The organism is Serratia sp. TSO36 (assembly GCF_057808395.1).
On record NZ_JBJZOU010000028.1, the window covers coordinates 1 to 22,500 of the forward strand.

The window sequence follows — 22,500 nt, forward strand, 5'->3', positions numbered from 1 at the left end:
CGCAGGTAGCGGCTGTCGTTCACCAGCGCCGAGGCGATGTCCGCATGGATTTGCCCCGACAGCTGACGGAACGCCTGCCGCGCTTCGCCCGCCGTGCCGCTGCCGAGCAGGCTCTCGTACACCGGGTTGCCCGCCGCCAGCGCATCCGCCGCCGCCGCCACCGCCCGCTCGTTCGGCGTCTGCGCCACGCTGGCGAAGCTGGTGCCGTTTCGCCCGACGCTCAGCGTCACCCCGGTCGGCTGGTAGCTCAGCCCGGTACCGAGGAACAGGTAGTTCGGCGCCACCGCGTCAAACTGCCCGCTCACCCCCTGCTGCGCGCTCAGGATGGTGTACTGCTGGCCCAGCAGGCTGCGCACCTCGCTTTGCGTCAGCAGGTTGGGGCTGTTCTCCAGCGTCACCGCCACCTCGCCGCCGCCGATCGTCGCCGATCCGCTGCTCTGGATCCGATCGCTCTGGCCGTTCGGCCCCACTTCCACCGCGTAGCGCGAACCCGGCTCGAAGCTGACGTTGCCGGCCACGTTAAGGGTACCGATCGAGTTGCCCGGCGCCACGGTGCCGCCCTGACGGGCGGTCAGCGAACCGACCGTACCGCTGCCGCCGACGATGCCGCCGCTCTGCACGCTGACGGCCGAAGTGACCGAGCCGTTGACTGCCAACCGCCCCTGATTGACCAGCGTCGGGCCGGAATAGGTGTTGTTACCCGTCAGCACCAGCGTGCCGATGCCCTGCTTGGTCAGGCCGCCGTGGCCAGAGATGTTGTTGGAGTAGACTTCCAGTTCGCAGCTGATGTCGTCACACTTTCTGGCGTGCAGCGTGCCGGCATCCACCTCGGCGCCCAGGCCCGGAATATTGGCGACAAACTGTGTCGGGCCGTAGGCCACGCCCGTCGGATCCGGGATGCGGAACTCCGCCGGAATATCCTCGACGGTATAGAACATGCCCGGGCCGTTAATGGCTTTGCCCAGGTTGATCATCCCCCAGCCGTAGAGCGCGTCGATGCCCGGCGCGCCCATGTCGGTGGCGGTAGTTTTCAGCACGTCGGCAATCTGCGCCGAACTCATGTACGGGAAACGCTGCAGCAACACCGCCACCGCGCCGGTGACGTGCGGCGTCGCCATCGAGGTGCCGTTTTTATTGCCGTAGTCCGACACCAGGTTGGCCGGATCGGAACCGTTGGCCACGGTGCTGTAGATTTTGCTGCCCGGCGACGAGACGCAGAAGCTGGCGGTATAGCCGCAACGGGAAGAGAAGCTGCTGATGGTGTAAGGCACGCTGTTGGCCGAAGCCGCATCCTGCGCCACGCTGGCGACCGACAGCCAGTTCGGCGCGATGTCCGGCACGAAGTAGGCCAGCCCGCTGATCACATCCGGCTGGTTGTAGTTGCCGTCGTTACCGGCGGCGAACAGCACCAGAATATTTTTGCGCGCGGCGTCGATGGCGCCCTGATAGCCTGCGCCGGCCAAGCTGCCGAGCAGCGGTTTGACCTGATCGAATTGTTCCTGCGCATCCTTCAGCTCAAAGTGCAGCGCGTTAGGATCGCGGCCGCCGTCGGACAGAAAGTCGGGAATACTGACGCCCCAGCTGTTGTTGATCACCCGCACGCCGTTGTTGATCATCGCCTGCCAGCCGGCATTGGTGACGGCGCCGTCCAGGCCGAGGAATTCACCATAGGCCGGGCCGTCGTTGTCGTTATCGACGCTGATCACCTGCGAATCGAAAGCCACGCCGTGCATGCCGACGCCGTCGCGGTTGGCGGCGCTGATGCCCGCAACGTGCACCCCATGATTGCTCAGCATGCCCTGTGAGCCGCTGTAGAAGTGGAAGGTGCCGTCGAAGTAAAAGCGGTCGCCGGCGTTAATGCCCGGCCGGTGCGGATCGGTGTAGGCGCGATAGCCTTCGGTGACCACGTTGATCAGTTTGCCGTCGCCGGCGAACTCGGGATGGCGGTTGACCGGGGTATCGAAAATGCCCACCTTCTGCCCTTTGCCGGTATAGCCGGCGGCGTAGGCCTCATCGGCGTGGATCGCCCCCAGCCCCCAGTTGGCGTTGAATTCGGCGTTGCGCCAGCTGGCCGGATCGCCGGCTTGGCCGTTCACCTCGTGCGGCGCCGCCTGTGCATACCCCGCCAGCGCCATGCAGCAGACCAGCGCGTTCAGCCGCCACGGCGAGCGGCGAGCATTTCCTTTGCTATCAAAACCCATTGTTGTTGTCATTTCCTTACCTTTTGCTTGTTATTGGCCGACGCCTCAGGTGCGCCGGGCTTTCATTAGCAGGATGTGAAAAAGGAACCGTCCGCAGACGGTTCCGGTACAAGGATTGAATCGATGGTGTTTGTGCTTAGAAGCGCCAGGTGAAACCGGCGTTGACGCTGTTGTCCTGGTGGTTCTGCGACAGCAGCCCGCCGTAGCCCAGCGACAGCGTGGCGTTCTCGTTCACCGCCACTTCCGCCCCCGCCTTCAGCACCATGCCGTCGCGCGAGACCGGCACGCTGTCCACCACGAACGGCGCGTTGCCGCCGTTGAACCGCAGCCCGGTACCTCGTTCCAGCCCGCCGTACTGATGTTGCCATCCCAGCTCGCTGCGCAGCGCCACCGTCGTGCCCGCGCTCACCTGCCATTCGGTGTCCGCACGCAGGCCCAGCGTCGACACCGTCGCGTCCGTGTGCTGCTTGTCGCCGCGCAATGCCGCCGCGCCGCCGCTTTCCGCGATGCCGTTGTTCTCGAAGTTCACGTACGCCAAGTTCACGAACGGCTCCAGATTCAGCCACTCACCCTGCACGCTGTAGCCCGCTTCCGCGAACAGCTGCTCGGTGCGCGCGCTGTACTTCGCCGTGTCGCGGTCCGACTGCATCCCGTAGTTCACCGACCGCTTGGTGTCGATGCGGTGCCAGGTGTAGCCCGCCCCGCCGCGCAGCGCCAGCGCCCCGAACTGCTTGTCGCCGTACGCCGCCAGGTGGTAGTTGTCGCTGTCCGCCTTCGACCCGTACCCGCCGTGCAGCGAGGTGCGGGTGTAGCCGGTCGCCACCCCCAGCCGCCAGTCGTCCGCCGCCGAGTCCAGCCCCACCAGCACCCCGTAGGTCGAGGCCTGATAACCCGTGGCGTTGGCGTCGCCCGACGCGTGGTCCCACGCCCCCAGCAGCTGCGCCCAGGCACCGCCCTCGTCCGCCTTGATGGCCGACGAGCTCGCCAGCCCTTCCGCCTGACGCAGACGCCCGTTCAGCGCCTCGCGCAGGTAGCGGCTGTCGTTCACCAGCGCCGAGGCGATGTCCGCATGGATTTGCCCCGACAGCTGACGGAACGCCTGCCGCGCTTCGCCCGCCGTGCCGCTGCCGAGCAGGCTCTCGTACACCGGGTTGCCCGCCGCCAGCGCATCCGCCGCCGCCGCCACCGCCCGCTCGTTCGCCGTCTGCGCCACGCTGGCGAAGCTGGTGCCGTTGCGCCCGACGCTCAGTGTCACCCCGGTCGGCTGGTAGCTCAGCCCGGTGCCGAGGAACAGGTAGTTCGGCGCCACCGCGTCAAACTGCCCGCTCACCCCCTGCTGCGCGCTCAGGATGGTGTACTGCTGGCCCAGCAGGCTGCGCACCTCGCTTTGCGTCAGCAGGTTGGGGCTGTTCTCCAGCGTCACCGCCACCTCGCCGCCGCCGATCGTCGCCGATCCGCTGCTCTGGATCCGATCGCTCTGGCCGTTCGGCCCCACTTCCACCGCGTAGCGTGAACCCGGCTCGAAGCTGACGTTGCCCGCCACGTTCAAGGTGCCGATCGAGTTGCCCGGCGCCACGGTGCCGCCGCCGCGGGCGGTCAGCGAACCGACCGTGCCGCTGCCGCCGACGATGCCGCCGCTCTGCACGCTGACGTCCGAGGTGACCGAGCCGTTGACTGCCAACCGCCCCTGGTTGACCAGCGTCGGGCCGGAATAAGTGTTGTTACCCGTCAGCACCAGCGTGCCGATGCCCTGCTTGGTCAGGCCGCCGTGGCCGGAGATGTCGTTACTCCAGAAGTCCAGGCCGCACAGCACATCGCTGCAGACGCGCTCGGTCGGTTTGCCCTTGTCCAGCACCGCGCCGACGCCCGGCAGATCCACCACGAACTGGGTCGGGCCGTAAGCCACGCCCGTAGGATCCGGGATGCGGAATTCTTCGGGAATATCCTCGACGGTCGCCAACATGCCAGGGCCGTTGATGGCTTTGCCCAGGTTGATCATCCCCCAGCCGTAGAGCGCGTCGATGCCCGGCGCCCCCATGTCGGTGGCGGTGGTTTTCAGCACTTCCGCCACCTGCGCGCCATTCAGATACGGGAAACGCTCCATCAGCACCGCGACGCTGCCGGCCACGTGCGGCGCCGCCATCGAGGTGCCGCTGTATTTGGCATAGCCGGTCGTCAGATTCTCCACGCTGGTGCCTTCAATCACCGAGCTGTATACCCGGGTGCCCGGCGCCGAAACGCAGAAGCTGGCGGTGTAGCCGCAGCGGGAAGAGAAGGTGCTGATGCTGTAGTCGCCGCTATTAGAGGGATCCTGCAAGCTGGCGACCGACAGCCAGTTCGGTGCAATCTCCGGCACGAAATAGGCCAGGCCGGCCATGGCATCGGGGTTATTCAGATTGCCGTCGTTACCGGCGGCGAAGATGGTGACCACGCCGCTGCGCGCCGCGTCGATCGCGCCCTGATAGGCGCCGCCGGGCTTGGTGCCGAGGATCTGTTTGATCTGATCGAACTGCTTTTGCGCATCGTTCACCGTGAAGTGTGGATAAGCCGGGTCATAACCCCCCTCCTCAAACTTTTCGGTAATGCCGATGCCCCAGCTGTTGTTGATGATGCGCGCGCCGCTGGCCACCAGCGCATCCCAGCCGGCCTGGTACACCGCGCCGTCGTTGCCGAGGATGATGCCGTCCTCCGGGCCGGGATCGCCGTTTTCGGCGCTGATGATCTGCGCGTTGAACGCCACGCCGTGCATGGCGCCGCCGTCGCGGCTGCCGGCGGCGATGCCGCCCACGTGGGTGCCGTGCGAACCGAGCGTGCCATCGGAGTCCACGCTCGGCGTACCGTCATAGCGGAAAGTGTCGCCTTTTTTCACCGGGATATAGGGATCGGTGTATTCGCGGATGCCTTCGGTGACCAAATTGATCACCTTATTCTCACCGGCAAATTCGGGATGCTTGGCGTAGACCGGCTGATCGAAAATGCCAAGTTTGATGCCTTTTCCGGTATAACCAGCGGCGTAGGCCTGGTCGGCGTGGATCGCCCCCAGCCCCCATTCCGCGTTGAACTCACTGCTGCGCCAGCTGGCCGGATCGCCTGCTTTGCCGTTCTCTATATAGTTGGCGGCCTGCGCCCCGCCGATCGCCGTCAGGCAGATCAGCATCGCGCTCCATTGTGCGCGATGAACTCCGATTTCAGGCCAGCCGAAGGCCGCCCGAGCGGATTTGACTCCTCTAAGTTTCTTCTCCATCCCAGATACCGTCCGTTGTTGTTTGCAAATGTTTTATAAGATTTTTTGTGTAACAGTTTGGTAACACCAAATAAATAAAGCACAACAATCTCAAGTGCGCTTAATGTGTCATCCGGCAGTTCGGCGGGAGGAGAGAAAGTTTCAGGGGTGAATCAGGCCAGCGACGATAAGAAATGACAATGACGCTTGGCGGTATCGGAGCGGCGATAGCACGTGAGGGAATAAATATTAATTAACTGATAAATAAAAATATAATTCAGGGGTAAATGAAGGGTGTGGCCGCCTGAAAAGTGCTTAACAGGCGTCTTTTATCACTTTTAATTATAAATTTTGCCAATATTCACTCAGTGAATTATGCTGGTTTTTCAGTCAGCCATCGGCAAAAATTGGATTATCCTGCTGATGTTTTTTTGCGGTTCGTCGCGTCCTCTTCCGCCTGACGAAGGATGGCTTTGGCCATCCATTGCGTGACGTCCTGAATGCTCTCAAGCTCCAGCCCCCAGATATCTTTCAGCACCAGGAACACCTCCGAGCCGTAAATCAGCGAGAAAGCATGAATCACTCTCTGCAGAGAGTCCGGCGGCAGTTTGCCCTGCAGCGGTTCTACCGCCAGCGCCAACAGACGCTTGCGGTTGCCGCGCACGAATTTTTCGCCCGGCGTCGCGTGCGCCCACTGCTGCAAAGAGAGCTGCAACGCCGCGCGCAACGCCCCCTCGTGCCGTTCCATCTGAGGATAGGCGAAGGTCAGCAACTGCTGGATGCGCTTCAGGGCATCATCGTCTTGCGGGCGCCATTCCAGAATAGGCCCCAGGCTTTCCGCCACCACGGCGCTAATCAGCGCACTCTGGGTCGGAAAGTAGCGGTAGGCGGTCGCACGCGATACCTGCGCATACGCCGCCAGTTCGGTGATCGAAGGAAACGCGCCTTCGTCATACAGCGCCATCGCGCTGGCCAGCAACAAACGGTAGGTTTTTGCCCGGGTGGACGTCAGTGAAGGATCGAACGGGGTGGGAAAAGCATTTATCGGCACTTAAACCTCATACATCTGTACATGCTTGCGCGGCTGGAGATACGCCACTGCCGACAGGTTGACGACAAAGGCTCGGCCGCGCAAAAAGCTCAAAAATGAGACAGAAGTCCCATTTTGCACTGAGCTGCCCTTGCAAAAATGATACTGCCGTCTCATTATATAAATACATTAATCAATTTAATTTAAATGCCAACACCAGGGCACCTAAAAAAATATAATACATTAATTTTTAAAATAAAAATTAGAAGCACCTCGGAAAAACCCATGAAAGATACTTCAAATTTTGTCTATATTGCTACCACAGCAGATACGAAAGGACAAGAGTTGGAGTATGTGCGGCGGCTGATTGCCAGCCTGGATTTACCCACGCGAACCGTCGATCTCTCCACCCGTAGCTTGCCGTTTGACTCCCCGGCCGATATCGGCCCAGAAGAGGTCGCTCGCCACCATCCGGCGGGCGCCGGCGCGGTCTTCTGCGCCAGCCGCGGCCAGGCGATCGCCGCCATGGCGACCGCTTTCGAACGCTTTATCCTGACGCGCCGCGATATCGCCGCCCTGCTTGGCCTGGGCGGCTCCGGCGGCACCGCCATCATCACGCCGGCCATGCAGCAACTGCCGATCGGTCTGCCGAAAGTGATGGTCTCGAGCATGGCGGCGGGTGACGTTTCCGCCTATGTCGGCGCCAGCGATATCAGCATGCTGTATTCGGTCACCGATCTCGCCGGCCTGAATCGCATCTCGCGACGGGTGCTGGGCAACGCGGCGCGCCAGATAGCCGGCGCAGTCCGCTTCGCCGCCGTCGACTCTCACGACGACAAGCCGGCGATCGGCCTGACAATGTTTGGCGTCACCACGCCCTGCGTTCAGGCGTTGATTGCCGAGTTGGGATCGCAATGGGATTGTCTGACGTTTCATGCGACCGGCAGCGGCGGCAGAGCGTTGGAAAAACTGATCGATAGCCGCCAACTGCACGGCGCCATCGATTTGACCACCACCGAAGTGGCCGATCACCTGTTTGGCGGCGTGCTGCCCTGCAATACCGATCGTTTCGGTGCCATCGCGCGTACCGGCATCCCGTGCGTGCTCTCCTGCGGCGCGATCGACATGATCAACTTCGGCGCGCCGAACACGGTGCCGGCTCGCTATGCCAACCGTCTGCGCCACCCTCACAACCCGCAAGTGACGCTGGTGCGCACCAGCGCGCGGGAGAATGCGTTAATGGGGCGTTGGATGGGCGAAAAAATCAACGCCTGCGCGGGCGAAGTGCGTTTCGTTATCCCGGCGGGCGGCGTATCGGCTCTGGACGCGCCCGGGCAACCGTTCTGGGATCCGGCGGCGTTGGCCGCCTTTACGCAAGCGCTGGAAGAAACGGTGCACGCCACCGACAAACGCCGGTTGATAAAAACGCCTTATCATATTAACGACCCGCGCTTTGCTCAGGCCGTTGCCGAGCAGTTCCGGCACATGGTCAGCGGAGAATGATTATCACTCACTGCATAGCCTGCCAGTGATAACGCCAAATAGAAAAAGGGCCAGACAAATAGTCTGGCCCTTTTTTATTCACCGCGAGCGGATATTACTGATCGGAGGACATCTGCGCCTTCATTTTATTCATGTGGTCCATCATCTTTTGCTCACGTTTCTGATAATTCTCATTGTATTGTTTTTTCTGCTCAGGGGTCAGCAGGTTATACATTTTATTTTCCGCTTTGGCGCGCTCCAGCATGCGTTCGGATTGCGCTTTGCCAATCGCGTCAATTTGCGCCTTCGCCTTCGCTTCGTCAAAGCTGTCGGAAGCGACCAGATTGTGCAGCGCCTGGCGCTCCTCTTTCATGCCCGGCCCGCGCTTCTGGTGCGACTCTTTCATGATATCGCGCATCTGCTGGCGCTGCTGCTCGGTCAGGTTCAGCCCGGCGAACGGGCCACCTTTGCCTTCACCCTTGTGATGCATCATTTTCATCGGCGCCGCATCCGCCGCCGGGGCAGTGGTGTCTGCAGCGAACGCCGCGGAAGCAGAACCCAGGGCCAGCGTGGAAGCAATAAATAAAGCCGTCAATTTACGCATAATCATTTCCTTAAAAGTTTTTCTTCATCAGGAGCGCTGTACGTTAACAGGCTCATTCGTCGTCGGAGATAATAATAGGCTGATAAATTTCAAGTAATGCGAGGGTGTGTAAACTTTTTAAAACCCGTCTCGGATTTATTCACCAATTATGAGAAAACTATGAAGATGGCGTTTATTTGATGGAAATTTTAATTTCCCGGCAACAATCCCCCCGGTGGAGTTATTTTTCCGCTTTCCCCTTACCGTTATAATTTACTCGCCTGCACGGCAACCTTACATCAACCGTTTTCCGATAACGGGGGAAGTCAGTACCAGCATCACAGGATCCGATGTTCTCCTACACTTTAAGACAACCGGCCGCCGGGCGACGTTTACACCGCAAAACTAATCATTGCTTATATAATAGTTTCCATCACCCGCCCCGCCTGTGAAAACCTGTTATATGATGCACAGATGCGTACGGCGATCGCTTTCGGGCCAACAGGCTGCCCGGAGCTGTGCTGACCGGCCGCCCGTGCTCTTTTGAGGAATCATCATGCCCGCAGACCAAGGCCCTGAGCTTCTTAACGCCCACTTCGGCACCCAAAGCCCCCACTGGCGGCTGGCGTTTGACAGCAATGCCCTGGAGCTGTCCGCCGTTAAAGGCAAAGCCCACGTCGCGGTGGCGCTCAGCGCCATGGAAGCGGCGAAAATCCGTCGCCTGACCGGCGTCACCGCCAGCCTGGAGCTGACCATTACGCTAGCCGGTGCACCGCTGCATCTGCATCTGGTCGGCCGCCGCGTCAACAACCTCGAATGGGCGGGCACCGCTTCCGCCTTCAGCGACACCCAATCTGTGGCGCGCGACCTGGTGCACGGCCTCTCCTTCGCCGAGCAGGTGGTGTCCGAAGCCAACTCGGTGATCGTGATCGTCGATCAACACGGCCGCATTCAGCGTTTCAACCGGCTGAGCGAGGAGTATACCGGGCTGCACGAACACGAGGTGATCGGCAAAAACGTTTTCCAGCTGTTTATGAGCCCGGAAGAAGCCGCCGCTTCGCGGCGCAACATCGCCGGCTTCTTCCGCAACGGTTCGTCCTATGAGGTGGAACGCTGGGTAAAGACGGTCAAGGGCGAACGGCTGTTCCTGTTCCGCAATAAGTTCGTGCACAGCGGCAGCGGCAAAAACGAAGTCTTTCTGATCTGCTCCGGTACCGACATCACCGAAGAACGCCGGGCGCAGGAGCGGCTGCGGGTGCTGGCCAACACCGATCTCATCACCGGCCTGCCGAACCGTAACGCCATCCAGGACAAGATCAATCACGCCATCGCCACGCGCGGCGAAGAGAGTTTCGGCCTGGTATACCTCGATCTCGACAACTTCAAAAAGGTCAACGACGCCTACGGCCATATGTTCGGCGATCGGCTGCTGGTCGAGGTCGCGCTGGCGATCCTCGGCTGCCTGGGCCCGGACCAGGTGCTCGCCCGCCTCGGCGGCGACGAATTCCTGGTGCTGGCACCGCAAGCCGATCGCGAGCGCCTGCAAACGCTGGCGCAGCGCATCATCGACAGGCTGAAAACCCCTTTCCGCATCGGCCTGATTGAGGTGTATACCGGCTGTTCGATCGGCATCGCGCTGTGCCCGGAGCACGGCAACGATCTCGACAGCCTGATCCGCAGCGCCGATACCGCCATGTACGTCGCCAAGGAGCACGGCAAACGTACCTATACCGTCTTCTCGCCGGAGATGAATAAACGCGTCGCCGAATACATGTGGCTGGACACCAATCTGCGCAAAGGGCTGGAGCAAAATCAGCTGGTGCTGTATTACCAGCCGAAAATCGACGCGCACAGCGGTGAAGTGCACAGCGTGGAAGCGCTGGTGCGCTGGGATTCGCCGGAGCGCGGCCTGATCCCGCCGCTGCAGTTCATTTCCTATGCCGAGGAGTCCGGCCTGATCGGCCCGCTCGGCCAATGGGTGCTGCAGACCGCCGCCGGGCAGGCGGCGCAGTGGCAAGAACAGGGCTTGAATCTACGGGTGGCGGTCAACCTCTCTGCCCGTCAGCTGGCCGATGACAGCATCGTCAACGACCTGCTCGGGGTGCTACGCCGTCACCGCATGGCCCCCTGTCTGCTGGACTTCGAGTTGACCGAAAGCAGCCTGATTGAAGACGAGAACCGCGCGCGCGCGTTGATCACCCGGCTGCGCGAACTGGGCGCGCAGGTGCATCTCGACGACTTCGGCACCGGCTATTCGTCGCTGGCGCAGCTGGCGCGCATTCCTCTGGACGCCATCAAGCTGGATAAAAGCTTCGTGCGCGGGGTGAATTTCAACCCGGTATCGCAATCGTTGGTGCGCGCGATCGTTGCGGCGGCGGAGGCGTTGGCCTTCCGTGTGATCGCCGAAGGGGTGGAGACCGAGAGCGAAAACCACTTCCTCGACGAGGTCGGCGTGGACGAAAAACAGGGCTTTCTGTTTGCGCGGCCAATGCTCCCGGAACAGCTGGAGCATTGGCTGCAGTCCTATCGCCCGCGCTCACCCTCCGCATGAGGCGGGCGCGTTAAGGTTAGCCGGCACGACGCAGGTTCAGGGTATGGCGATCCTGCAACATCACCAGCCGCTCGATGTAGGCGCGGTCTTTTTCCTCAATGGTAAAGGCCGAGTGCACCCAATCTTCGGTAATGTCCATCAGCTCGGAGCGCGTCAGCTGCAACACGCGCTGACGCGCCCGCAGCATGGCGCGCATGCCGTTGAGCTTCGGCCGAATGGTATCGATAAAGGTGCGCGTCGCCATGTAGGCGTCGCCGGGCTGGAACAGCTGATCCACCAGCCCGCGGCTCTCGAACCACTCTGCGGTGTGCGACTCGCCGCCCCAAATCAGCTCCTCGGCCAAGCGCATGCCCGCCTTGCGTGCCACCAGCGAGTAGCCGCCCATACCGGGAAACAGGTTGAACGCGATCTCCGGAAACCCCATGCGGGCATTGTTCTGCGCCAGCACGAAATGGTGCGCCAACGCCGCTTCAAAGCCGCCCCCCAGCGCGCTGCCTTCGACCATCGCAATGCTGACCGCGCCGGTGTCGAAACCGCGAGCCGCCGCATGCACGCAGTCGATGCAGGCGCGCGCGTAGGCCATCATCGCCTCGCGCTTGCGGTTTTTGATCGCATCGGCGAAGAACTGCAGATCGCCGCCGACGTTGAACATGTTCGGCACCAGCGAGCCGGTGACCCAGAAATCGAACCGCAGCGAAGACTCCTTCGCCGCCTGCGCCAGCGTCATGATGTCTTCGATCAGCGCCTGGTTGAAGCAGGGGCGCGGCGCGGCGCGCAGCAGCATCCACATGATGTGCCGCCCCTCTTCATAGTAGGCGGACAGCTGCGACAGATTGCCCGCTTCGGTAAACGGGCGGCAGGTGGGGTGATTAAGCAATTTCATAAGACCTTCCAGTTTTTCTGTTGATGACGGATGAGACCGTTCCAGCCCCTACGGCTGCAGCGGAGCGGCGAGCGGCAAAGCGCAACGCCACATCATGAGTAAACGCTTTCTCGCCGACGAAACAGATAAAAATTGGAGGTAGGAAAGTGAAAAAAACTGAGGCGCCACGGGGTTTTCATAGGAGTTTTACCTATCGCGCCATCGTCGGCATTTCATGCCGGGCGCTAACGCGCTAAGCTCGGAAAATGACCGTTTGCCGCCCCGGCGCTCAAAACGCCGCGGGGCTTTGGCTATAATCAATGCTGAAACATGCCGTTTAACGTTAAGGAAATCGTGAAGTAATGCCTACAGGACCAGACCAGGAACGCCGCCAGCCCGCACAAGACACGCCGCCGAAGCCGCTTATCGCCATCAAGACCGGCCATGAGACCCTCGACCGCCGCATCGGTGGTTTTTCACGTCTGATTGAACGTATCAAAGCCTGGCCGAGCGTGGCGCACCTGCTGCGCGCGGCCGAACGCTTTAACGATCGGCTGGGTAGCCAGTTCGGCGCCGCCATCACCTATTTTTCATTCCTCTCGCTGATCCCGATCCTGATGGTGTCGTTCGCCGCCGCCGGCTTCGTGCTGGCCTCCAATCCGGACCTGCTGGCCCGCTTGATCAACCGGATCGTCGGCAGCATCAGCGATCCGACGCTGGCCAGCACGCTGAAGAACACCGTCAATACCGCCATTCAGCAGCGCACCACCGTGGGGTTGACCGGTCTGGCGCTGGCACTCTATTCCGGCATCAGCTGGATGGGCAATCTGCGCGAGGCGATCCGCGCGCAGTCGCGCGATGTCTGGGAGCGCAATCCGCAGGATCAGGAGAAAATCTACTTCAAATATACCCGCGACTTCATCTCGCTGACCGGCCTGGTGGTCGCGCTGATTATCACGCTGTCGCTGACCTCGGTCGCCGGGTCGGCGCAGGCGGCGATCGTCAACGCGCTGGGGCTGGACGGCATCGAATGGCTGCGGCCGGCGCTGACGACGATCGCGCTGTCGATCTCGATCTTCGCCAACTATCTGCTGTTCCTGTGGATTTTCTGGATGCTGCCGCGCCACAAACCGAAGAAAAAAGCGCTGCTGCGCGGCACCTTGCTCGCCGCCATCGGCTTTGAAGTGATCAAGTTCGTGATGACCATGACGCTGCCGCAGGTGGCGAAGTCGCCTTCCGGCGCGGCCTTCGGATCGGTGATCGGGCTGATGGCGTTCTTCTACTTCTTCGCTCGTTTGACGCTGTTTTGCGCCGCCTGGATCGCCACCGCCGACTACAAAGGCGACAAAGCGTTGCCGGAACGCGAGCCGCCAGCGCGCTGAAGCCATGCAATCGTGCCGGTGTTATCGCACACACCGGCACGTTCATCTGGTTAACAGCCAAAAAACCAGTCAATACATCTGAATCGCACGGTGCGCCATCCGGAAACCAGCATAACAAACTGCCCAGTCACTTTTCTTTGCCGTTTTTACAGCCATTCCCTCTGCGCGAACTCCATTTCTCAACGTTTAACGCTGCAGAAAAGAAGCCCGGTAAAACATTAGTCTTTTTAACCGGTTAGGAGCGACGTTGCCCAAAGCTCCCGCGTTGAAAAGGCCGCATGCTGTCACTAAGATGGATTTTTACCCCCTCTAACGATAAGAAATATTATGCAAGCCACCATCGCACCCCCACTCGACGCCGACGAGGCGTCCACACCGGTGAACTCCCGCGGGAAAGTCATCGTCGCCTCGCTGGTCGGCACCGCCATCGAGTTCTTCGACTTCTACATCTACGCCACCGCCGCGGTGATCGTGTTCCCGCACATCTTCTTCCCGCAGGGCGACCCGACCACCGCGACGCTGCAGTCGCTGGCCACCTTCGCCGTCGCCTTTGTCGCGCGCCCTATCGGCTCTGCGCTGTTCGGCCACTTCGGCGATCGGGTAGGGCGCAAGGTCACGCTGGTCGCCTCGCTGCTGACCATGGGGATTTCCACCGTGCTGATCGGCCTGCTGCCAAGCTATGAAACCATCGGCATCTTCGCCCCTATCCTGCTGGCGCTGGCGCGCTTTGGGCAGGGTCTGGGGCTGGGCGGCGAATGGGGCGGCGCCGCCCTGCTGGCGACGGAGAACGCGCCGGCCAAAAAGCGCGCGCTGTACGGCTCCTTCCCGCAGTTGGGCGCGCCGATCGGCTTCTTCTTCGCCAACGGCACCTTCCTGCTGCTCTCCTGGCTGCTGAGCGACCAGCAGTTTATGGATTGGGGCTGGCGCGTGCCGTTCATCCTCTCCGCGGCGCTGGTGCTGATCGGCCTGTACGTTCGGGTATCGCTGCATGAAACGCCGGTGTTCGCCAAAGTGGCCAAGGCCGGCAAACAGGTGAAAGTGCCGCTCGGCACGCTGCTGAGCAAGCATCTGAAAGCCACCATCCTCGGCACCTTCATCATGCTGGCGACCTACACGCTGTTTTATCTGATGACGGTGTATTCGATGACCTACGGCACCGCGCCGCAGCCGCTGGGCCTCGGCTACTCCCGCAACAGCTTCCTGTGGATGCTGATGGTGGCGGTGATCGGCTTCGGCGTGATGGTGCCGATCGCCGGCCTGCTGGCGGATGCGTTCGGCCGCCGCAAGACCATGATCGCCATTACCCTGCTGATGATCGGCTTCGCGTTCCTGTTCCCGCCCCTGCTGGGTTCCGGCAATCAGGCGCTGGTGATGGGCTTCCTGCTGTGCGGCCTGAGCATCATGGGGCTGACCTTTGGCCCGATGGGCGCGCTGCTGCCGGAGCTGTTCCCTACCGAAGTGCGCTATACCGGCGCGTCGTTCTCCTACAACGTCGCGTCGATCCTCGGCGCGTCCGTGGCGCCTTATATCGCCACCTGGCTGGCGGCCCACTACGGGCTGTTCTACGTCGGCATGTACCTGGCGGCGATGGCCGGGTTGACGCTGCTGGCCCTGCTGTTGATGAAAGAAACCCGCCACCGGTCGCTGTGATCCCCTGCGGCCCCCTCACTGCGGGGGCCGCACGCGTTGTTCGTTTACTGTCATAAAACCGGGCTATGCTGGATGTTTCTCTCGGTAACAGGATCGGCCGATGTCTCTGCGTCGTGGGGTATTTGTCTGCGTTGCGCTGCTGGCGGCTCTCGCCATCGCGCTCTATTACGGGTTGAAGCCTGATCATCCCGATGCGCTGTGGCGCATCGTCAGCCAGCAATGTCTGCCCAATCAGCAAGCGCATGACAACCCGGCGCCCTGCGCGCAGGTAGATGTGCCGGCCGGCTTCGTGGTGTTTAAAGATCGCAACGGGCCGCTGCAATACCTGCTGATGCCCAGCGCCAAAATCACCGGGATAGAAAGCCCGGCGGTGCTGGACGCCACTACGCCGAATTTCTTCGCCCAGGCTTGGCGCGCGCGCCACGTAATGGCGGAACGCTATGGCAAACCGATCGACGATGGCGATATTTCACTGGCGATCAACTCGGAATATGGCCGCACGCAAAACCAGCTGCACATTCATATCTCCTGCCTGCTGCCGGCGGTAAAACAGCGGCTGGCGCAGATCGGCCCCGATTTTATCGATCAATGGCAACCGCTGCCCGGCGGCCTGTTGGGGCATGACTATCTGGGGCGGCGGGTGACCCCCGCCGAACTGGAACAACAGGGCGCCTTCCGCCTGTTGGCTTCCGGCCTGCCGCGCGCCGAAGGGCGCATGGGCAGCTTCGGCCTGGCGATGACCGCGCTGCCGGACGGCGATTTCCTGCTGCTGGCGACCGAGCGCAGCCTGCTGCCGTTTACCCTGGCCTCGGCGGAAGAGATCCAGGATCACGACTGCCGGCTGCTCACGCCGCCGCCGCACGCCTGACTATTTTTTGCCTTTCATCTCCCGCAGGATCTGCCCGCACTGGTTCTCCTCGCCGCCTTCACTGGGTGAAACCAGCGCCAGCAGCGCCGCCGCCGGCGTCAGCACCGCGCCCAACGCCACCGCCGCCGCGCCGCGGGCGATCAGCGGCCCGGCTTTGACGCCGGCGTCGGGGTGCTTGAAGGTGCCTTTCACGTACAGCGGCGAGCGCAGGGTCAGCACGCGCATCCCCTTGCTTTCCGGATCGATGGACAAATCCAGCCGTTCGGTGGCGAGGTTGGTGTTGCCGGTGATGTTGATCACCGCGTTCTCCGTGTCGAACACGAACAGCCGCGGCGCGGCGACGCCGTTGCGGATGCCGACGTCCGCCGCCGCGCAGTTGATGCCCACCACATCGTCACCGAACAGCTGCGCCACCAGATAGTTGCCGACGTTCAGGCCAAGGATCTCCATCAGGCTGCGGCTGATCACCCCGTTATTGATCAACAGGCGCAGGTCGCCGTTGCTGGTCGCCAGCAGCTCGGCTACCGAATTGCCGCTGCCCGTCAGCCTGGCGTCGCCGTTCATCTGCCCGAGGCTGCGCTTCATCGCCGCCACGTTCGGCAACAGCTGTTTGAGCTGGAGTTTGCGCGCGTGCATATCCACCTGGCCGCGCATCGGCTTTTTGCCGCCGTCGAGGCGCACCACGGCGTTCAGGCTGCCGCCCGCCATGCCGAAGCGCAGCGGATCCAGGCGCAGTTCGCCATTGTTCAGCTTCAGATGCGTGGCCAAATCGCTCAGCGGCAAATCGCTGCCGCGTTCGATACGCGCGGCGGCAAACTTCACGTCCGCATCCATCTTGCGCCAGCTTTGCGTATCGAACTGTTCGACCGGCAGCACTTTATCCGCCGGCTGGCGGCTCTTCTCGCCGCGCCCGGCTTTGGCGGCGTTGGAGTCCGCGCCGATCAGCGGTGCCAGATCCGCCAACCTCAGCTGCCGGGAGCTCACCGCGCCGCTCAGCGTCGGCCGCGGCTTACCGGCAACGTATTTCAAATCGCCGTGAATGTCGCTGTCACCGATTTTGCCGTCGAATTTCTGATATTCGAACACGGCGCCGCCCGGCTGATGCAGGCGGGCAATCAGATGGCCATCGGTCGCATACGGCGGCGTGTTCGGCAGCAGCACGCCGGTCAAGCCATAGAGATTACCCAGGCTTTCGCCGGAAAATTTCAGCTGCACGTCCAGCCCGCCGAGGTTCAGCGGATCGGTCAAGGTGCCCGCCACCGCCACACGGGTGCTGCCGGAGCGCACGTCGGCCTGCAGCGGGAACGGCAGATCGGCGCTCTGCAGCGACAGCATGCCGCCAATCTTGCCGCTGCCGCTCAGCGGCTCGCCGTTGTATTTGCCCTTGACCTGCCAACCGAAGACGTAGTCAGGAGTGGCGGCCTTGCCGCTGCTCTGTTTGCCGGTCACTTCACTGAACGGCAGCGGTTTGCCGAGCGGATCGATGACGGCGCGGAAGTCCGCCTTCAGCGTGGCGTCTTTAAAGGCGATCTGCCCCTTGTCGAACACGATGTCGTGAACGGTGAATGACCAGTCGGAAGGCGGTTGCTGCGGATCCTGGCCAGCGGCCAGGTCAAACGTCCAGTTGTTGTCGCCGTTGGCCAGGCGTTGCAACGACGCATTCGGCTGCTTGAGCCAAATGCGCGGGATCAGCAGTTCTTTCTTCAGCAACGCCAGCGGTGCGATGCTGGCGTCGACGCGCTGCAGCGTCACCATGCTGTCGCCGGGCATGTTTTTCGGGTTACCCAGCCACACGTCTTCGGCGTGAATATGCGGCCAGGGCACCCAGGCGCGCCAGCCGCCCTCATCCCGGTTACGCGACCAGTCGACGCCCAGATCGCCGCGGATGGCGAACGGCCGCCGCAGTTCGGCCGACACTTTGTCGTTGATGGTGGGCTTGAGTCGATTCCAGTCGAAGGTAGCGATGAAGATCGCCAGCGCGGCGACCGCCAGCAGCACAATGCCGCCCAGCCAGCTGAAAACCTTTCCTGTTCTTGTCATAGGGCTCCCTCAGCACATAAACCGGGCTGCCGAATGAAAGGAAAAGGAATGAGCAGCCCCGTTTAAGATTAGCTGAGGATAGGCCGGAGTTCACGCCGGCGCGCCGGGCGCGGCGAACAGCGTCGGTACGCTGTGTAAAGTTTCAAAGCATGCCGGGCGGGAAAGATAGTAACCCTGCGCGGCCAACGCGCCGGAACGCTGCACCAGCCGCCACTCCTGCTCGGTTTCCACGCCTTCGACGATCACCCCGTCGCTGTGCTGGTTCATCATCTTGATCAGGGTGCCGAGCAGCTGCACGCCCTCTTCAGACTGTTTAAGCAAGGTGAACAATTCGCGCGCTACCTTGATGTATTGATAGCGCCAGGCGCCGACGGCGGAGAAGTTGGCCAGCCCGCTGCCGAAATCGTCCAGCCACAGCCGTTCGCCGCCGACCATCTGGTGCAACGGGCGGTTTGACGCCGTTTCGGCGTGCTCCACCAGTTCGAAGCGCAGATAGGGCATCTCGGCGATCTGCCGCTGCAGCTCGCTATGGCGCTGCAACGCTTGCAGCGCCATGCCGTCGATATTGACCGACACCATCAACGCGTGGCGAATGAACAATGCCTGCCAGCGCTGCAACAGCGCCAGCTGTTCCTGGATCACCCGCAAACGCTGGGCGACGCCGAGCGAGGAAAAATACTGTTCCGGGGATTGCCGTTTGTCCGGTTCATTCGGGTGATATACCGCCGTCAGCAGTTCCACCGCCAGCAGCGCGCCGCTGGTGCGATAAATCGGCTGGAAGGTATACAAGCGCCGGCATTGCCGCCAGTAGCGCCGCGATTTGGCGCAGGCATAGAGGGCAAAACAGGGCGCCAGCAGACCCGAGATCAGGTTGGTTATCATCGGTACTATCGCCGTGGCGGGGAAGTGAGAGCGCTGCCGCTGTTTCTTTACCCAGCTTATCGGCCGCGCCGCGCAAAACTTTAAGCACGAATTGCCGCACGGTTTCTTCTTCACCCTGTTTTGGCATGGGCCGATCGCGATCATAAAAAAATCAAAACACCGTTTTAATTTATTGACTCCCCCACCGCCTTGCGTGGAGACTGGCGGTTGTTGCTTCTTCTTTAGCCAGGGCTTATTGACGATGTCTATCCGAAATCTCGCCGTGATCGGCGAATGCATGATCGAACTGTTGCAGCAGGGCGCACAGCTGACGCGCGGCTTTGGCGGCGATACCCTCAACACCGCCGTCTACCTCGCCCGCCAAATGCCGGAACAGACGCTGCAGGTGCATTACGTCACCGCGCTCGGCACCGACAGCTTCAGCGACGAGATGCTGCAGGCCTGGCGGCAAGAGAAGATCGAGACCGGACTGATTCAGCGGTTGGAAAACAAACTGCCGGGCCTGTACGTGATCGAAACCGACGCCGCCGGCGAACGCACCTTCTACTACTGGCGCAACGACGCCGCCGCCCGGTATTGGCTGGCGGGCCCCCAGGCCGACGCACTGTCCGCCCGGCTGGCGCAGTTCGATTACCTGTACCTCAGCGGCATTAGCCTGGCGATCCTCGCGCCTGCCGACCGCACGAAGCTGCTGGCGCTGTTGCGCCGCTGCCGCGCCAACGGCGGCCAGGTTATCTTCGACAATAACTATCGCCCGCGCCTGTGGCACAGCCGTGAGGAAACGCAGCAGGCCTACCGTGAGGTGCTGGCCTGCACCGACATCGCCTTCCTGACGCTGGATGACGAAGAGTCGCTGTGGGGAGCGCAGCCGGTTGAACAGGTGGTGGCGCGCACGCAGGCGCTCGGCGTCGGTGAGATCGTTATCAAACGCGGCGCGGATGCCTGTCTGGTGTTCAGCGTGGAGGGAGAGCGGCTTGAGGTGCCGGCGATCGCGCTGCCGCCGGAGCGCGTGGTGGATACCACCGCGGCGGGCGACTCTTTCAGCGCCGGTTACCTGGCGGTACGCCTGAACGGCGGCAGCGCCCAACAGGCGGCGCAGCGCGGCCACCTGCTCGCCGCAACGGTGATCCAACACCGCGGCGCCATCATTCCCGCAGCGGCGATGCCCGCATAGCCAATAAGGCGGCGGCGAGGTAGCCTCGCCGCCCGCACAATAGATCTCAGAAGCATTGATGAGAGGATGATTGAAAGAATTTCCCTGGCGTTGGCTTATTTCCGCCCAGAGCTGCTAAGCTCGGGTCTTGGCATTGCTGCCTTTTTGAATTTATTAGCCGAGTATAAATTTCAATCCGCCGCACTGACTAGCTGGACTTTGGTGCAGGTCGGGCTGAGCCGCGAACGACAGGGAGGTTACCAATGACCGTCACATTCGCCAACGCCGTCGCCGCAAGACTGCATCTTGACGGTCGACTGCACGCCTTCAGCCAATTCAAATACGCTTATTTGACCTTCAACAAACACCTTCCCGATCGCCATCTGCTGGTCTCGAGCTACCCGCAAGAATGGCTGGACATCTACAGCGCCAATCGCTATCAGCGCATCGATCCCGTCGTGCGCGCCGCCCATAGTCGCTGCGCGCCCTTTATGTGGCACGACACCCCCGTCACCACCGAGGATCGGCATTACCGGAAGATCTTCAGCCAGGCGCGGGAGTACGACATCGTGCACGGCTGCAGCTTTGTTTTGCACGATCACGACAACAACCTGGCGATCTTGTCGATCAGCGCCACGGCAGCCGATGACGCCGAACTGCGGCAGCTGATGGAAGACGAGAGGGCCAGCCTGCAGATGGTATTGGTCGATACCCACCAGCACGCTCTGGCCTTGGCCAGCGCCGAGGCGAGCCGGACAGACCGGCTCTCGCCGCGCGAAGGGGAAATCCTCTACTGGGCCAGCCAGGGCAAAACCTACCATGAGATCGCGCTGATCCTGGGGATAAAAACCGGCACGGTGAAGTTTCACATCGGCAATGCGGTGCGTAAGCTGGGGGTCGCCAACGCCAAACACGCGATCCGGCGCTGCCTCGAACGGCAATTGATCACGCCACCGTAGGCATAAAAAAGCCGGCATCGCTGCCGGCTCTGTGTGCTTTGCCTTGCGGGAAATCAGCCCGCAACGGCGATGCGTTTCATGTCGGTCATGTAGCCACGCAGTTTGCGGCCGACGGTTTCGATAGGGTGGCTGCGCACCGCTTCGTTCACGTCACGCAGCTGCGCGTTGTCCACCGCCGTACCCGCCACGGCTTTACCCAAATCGCCCGCCTGCAGGGTGGTCATGAAGTCCTTCAGCAACGGCACCGCCGCGTTGGCGAACAGGTAGTTGCCGTACTCTGCGGTATCGGAGATAACCACGTTCATTTCATACAGACGCTTACGCGCAATGGTGTTGGCGATCAGCGGCAGCTCGTGCAGCGATTCGTAGTAAGCCGACTCTTCGATGATGCCGGCATCGACCATGGTTTCGAACGCCAGCTCAACGCCCGCTTTCACCATCGCCACCATCAGCACGCCGTGATCGAAGTACTCTTGCTCGCTGATTTTGCCTTCAAACTGCGGCGCATTCTCGAACGCGGTTTTGCCGGTCTCTTCGCGCCAGGTCAGCAATTTCACGTCGTCTTCCGCCCAGTCGGCCATCATGCCGCTGGAGAAAGCGCCGGAGATGATGTCGTCCATGTGCTTCTGGAACAGCGGCGCCATGATGGTTTTCAGCTGTTCGGACAGCGCATAGGCACGCAGCTTGGCCGGGTTGGACAGGCGATCCATCATCAGGGTGATGCCGCCCTGCTTCAGCGCTTCGGTGATGGTTTCCCAGCCGAACTGAATCAGTTTCTCGGCGTAAGCCGGATCGGCGCCCTCTGCAACCAGCTTGTCGAAGCACAGCAGCGAACCCGCCTGCAGCATGCCGCACAGAATGGTCTGCTCGCCCATCAGGTCGGATTTCACTTCGGCGACGAAGGAGGACTCCAGCACGCCGGCGCGGTGGCCACCGGTCGCCGCCGCCCAGGCCTTGGCGATCGCCATGCCTTCGCCTTTCGGATCGTTTTCCGGGTGAACCGCAATCAGGGTCGGCACGCCGAAGCCGCGCTTGTACTCTTCGCGCACTTCGGTGCCCGGGCATTTCGGCGCGACCATCACCACGGTGATGTCTTTACGCACCTGCTCACCCACTTCAACGATGTTGAAGCCGTGGGAATAACCCAGCGCCGCGCCGTCTTTCATCAGCGGCTGCACCGCGCGCACCACGGAAGAGTGCTGCTTGTCCGGCGTCAGGTTGACCACCAGATCCGCCTGCGGGATCAGGTCTTCGTAGGTGCCGACCTTGAAGCCGTTTTCGGTCGCCTTGCGCCAGGAAGCGCGCTTCTCGTCGATCGCTTCTTTGCGCAGGGCATAGGCGACGTCCAGACCGGAATCGCGCATGTTCAGCCCCTGGTTCAGGCCCTGGGCGCCACAGCCGACAATCACCACTTTTTTACCTTTCAGGTAGCCGGCTTCGTCAGCAAATTCGTCGCGCGCCATAAAGCGGCATTTACCCAATTGCGCCAACTGCTGACGCAGGTTCAATGTGTTGAAATAGTTAGCCATGGTGGTACTCCGGTTTGATGTTGTCTTGCATTGTTATTTTCATTCCCCGCCCTGTCTGTGCGGAGATTCGTTAAACTCAATGTATAACAGGAAATGCGTTGCTTA

At 61.6% G+C, this 22,500-nt stretch carries 16 protein-coding genes; 8 read left to right on the forward strand and 8 right to left on the reverse strand.

What is annotated here, in order from left to right; translation table 11 throughout:
• The 3 genes from ACK3CV_RS24045 to ACK3CV_RS24055 form a co-directional block, all read right to left on the reverse strand.
• On the reverse strand, positions 1-2,213 hold a 2,213-nt coding region (locus ACK3CV_RS24045), incomplete at its 3' end, for a S8 family serine peptidase (protein ID WP_489009906.1).
• 124 nt (positions 2,214-2,337) lie between these two features.
• A complete protein-coding gene (locus tag ACK3CV_RS24050) occupies positions 2,338-5,358 on the reverse strand; it encodes an autotransporter outer membrane beta-barrel domain-containing protein (RefSeq protein ID WP_489009907.1) in 3,021 nt (1,006 codons plus the stop codon).
• A gap of 478 nt (positions 5,359-5,836) precedes the next feature.
• Positions 5,837-6,475, reverse strand: coding sequence for a TetR/AcrR family transcriptional regulator (locus ACK3CV_RS24055; RefSeq protein ID WP_033636396.1), 639 nt, complete (start codon positions 6,473-6,475; stop codon positions 5,837-5,839).
• Positions 6,476-6,739: 264 nt separating this feature from the next.
• Between ACK3CV_RS24055 and ACK3CV_RS24060 the strand changes: the two genes are divergently transcribed.
• Entirely contained in the window at positions 6,740-7,957 is a 1,218-nt protein-coding gene (locus tag ACK3CV_RS24060; RefSeq protein WP_164141685.1) for a Tm-1-like ATP-binding domain-containing protein, read from the forward strand.
• A gap of 94 nt (positions 7,958-8,051) precedes the next feature.
• Here the strand turns inward: ACK3CV_RS24060 and spy are convergent, their stop codons facing one another.
• Positions 8,052-8,540, reverse strand: a complete 489-nt coding sequence (gene spy, locus ACK3CV_RS24065) for an ATP-independent periplasmic protein-refolding chaperone Spy (protein ID WP_033636398.1) — start codon at positions 8,538-8,540, stop codon at positions 8,052-8,054.
• A gap of 535 nt (positions 8,541-9,075) precedes the next feature.
• On the opposite strand from spy, the gene pdeR reads away from it, so the two are divergent.
• Positions 9,076-11,070, forward strand: a complete 1,995-nt coding sequence (pdeR, locus tag ACK3CV_RS24070) for a cyclic di-GMP phosphodiesterase (protein WP_164141688.1) — start codon at positions 9,076-9,078, stop codon at positions 11,068-11,070.
• Between the two features lie 16 nt (positions 11,071-11,086).
• On the opposite strand, the gene ACK3CV_RS24075 is transcribed toward pdeR, so the two are convergent.
• The gene (locus ACK3CV_RS24075; protein ID WP_033636400.1) at positions 11,087-11,953 is read right to left on the reverse strand and encodes a crotonase/enoyl-CoA hydratase family protein; all 867 of its coding nucleotides are present in this window, start codon (positions 11,951-11,953) and stop codon (positions 11,087-11,089) included.
• A 341-nt stretch (positions 11,954-12,294) separates the two neighbouring features.
• Here ACK3CV_RS24075 and yhjD point away from each other — a divergent pair, with 341 nt between their 5' ends.
• The 3 genes from yhjD to ACK3CV_RS24090 all read left to right on the forward strand — a co-directional run bounded on the left by yhjD (position 12,295) and on the right by ACK3CV_RS24090 (position 15,832).
• Positions 12,295-13,314: an inner membrane protein YhjD gene (gene yhjD / locus ACK3CV_RS24080; RefSeq protein ID WP_033636401.1), complete on the forward strand. Its 1,020-nt coding sequence runs from the start codon at positions 12,295-12,297 to the stop codon at positions 13,312-13,314.
• A gap of 327 nt (positions 13,315-13,641) precedes the next feature.
• A complete protein-coding gene (locus tag ACK3CV_RS24085; RefSeq protein WP_039569733.1) occupies positions 13,642-14,964 on the forward strand; it encodes an MFS transporter in 1,323 nt (440 codons plus the stop codon).
• A 100-nt stretch (positions 14,965-15,064) separates the two neighbouring features.
• Positions 15,065-15,832, forward strand: coding sequence for a CDP-diacylglycerol diphosphatase (locus ACK3CV_RS24090; protein ID WP_033654494.1), 768 nt, complete (start codon positions 15,065-15,067; stop codon positions 15,830-15,832).
• Here ACK3CV_RS24090 and ACK3CV_RS24095 read toward each other — a convergent pair whose 3' ends face one another.
• Positions 15,833-17,872, reverse strand: coding sequence for an AsmA family protein (locus tag ACK3CV_RS24095; RefSeq protein WP_164141690.1), 2,040 nt, complete (start codon positions 17,870-17,872; stop codon positions 15,833-15,835).
• A gap of 90 nt (positions 17,873-17,962) precedes the next feature.
• Positions 17,963-18,754, reverse strand: a complete 792-nt coding sequence (gene pdeH / locus ACK3CV_RS24100; protein WP_049212970.1) for a cyclic-guanylate-specific phosphodiesterase — start codon at positions 18,752-18,754, stop codon at positions 17,963-17,965.
• 241 nt (positions 18,755-18,995) lie between these two features.
• Between pdeH and kdgK the strand changes: the two genes are divergently transcribed.
• The 3 genes from kdgK (at position 18,996) to ACK3CV_RS24115 (ending at position 20,866) form a co-directional block, all read left to right on the forward strand.
• Positions 18,996-19,928 (forward strand): 2-dehydro-3-deoxygluconokinase, encoded by a 933-nt coding sequence (kdgK, locus tag ACK3CV_RS24105; RefSeq protein WP_164040496.1) that lies wholly within the window; start codon positions 18,996-18,998, stop codon positions 19,926-19,928.
• A 66-nt stretch (positions 19,929-19,994) separates the two neighbouring features.
• Positions 19,995-20,174: a hypothetical protein gene (locus ACK3CV_RS24110; protein ID WP_033649970.1), complete on the forward strand. Its 180-nt coding sequence runs from the start codon at positions 19,995-19,997 to the stop codon at positions 20,172-20,174.
• Positions 20,171-20,866 (forward strand): LuxR family transcriptional regulator, encoded by a 696-nt coding sequence (locus ACK3CV_RS24115; RefSeq protein WP_060427192.1) that lies wholly within the window; start codon positions 20,171-20,173, stop codon positions 20,864-20,866. The genes ACK3CV_RS24110 and ACK3CV_RS24115 overlap by 4 nt, the downstream gene beginning before the upstream one ends.
• Before the next feature lie 53 nt (positions 20,867-20,919).
• Here ACK3CV_RS24115 and ilvC read toward each other — a convergent pair whose 3' ends face one another.
• Complete coding sequence (ilvC, locus tag ACK3CV_RS24120) at positions 20,920-22,395, reverse strand: ketol-acid reductoisomerase (protein WP_004929973.1); 1,476 nt, start codon at positions 22,393-22,395, stop codon at positions 20,920-20,922.
• Positions 22,396-22,500 lie beyond the last annotated feature (105 nt).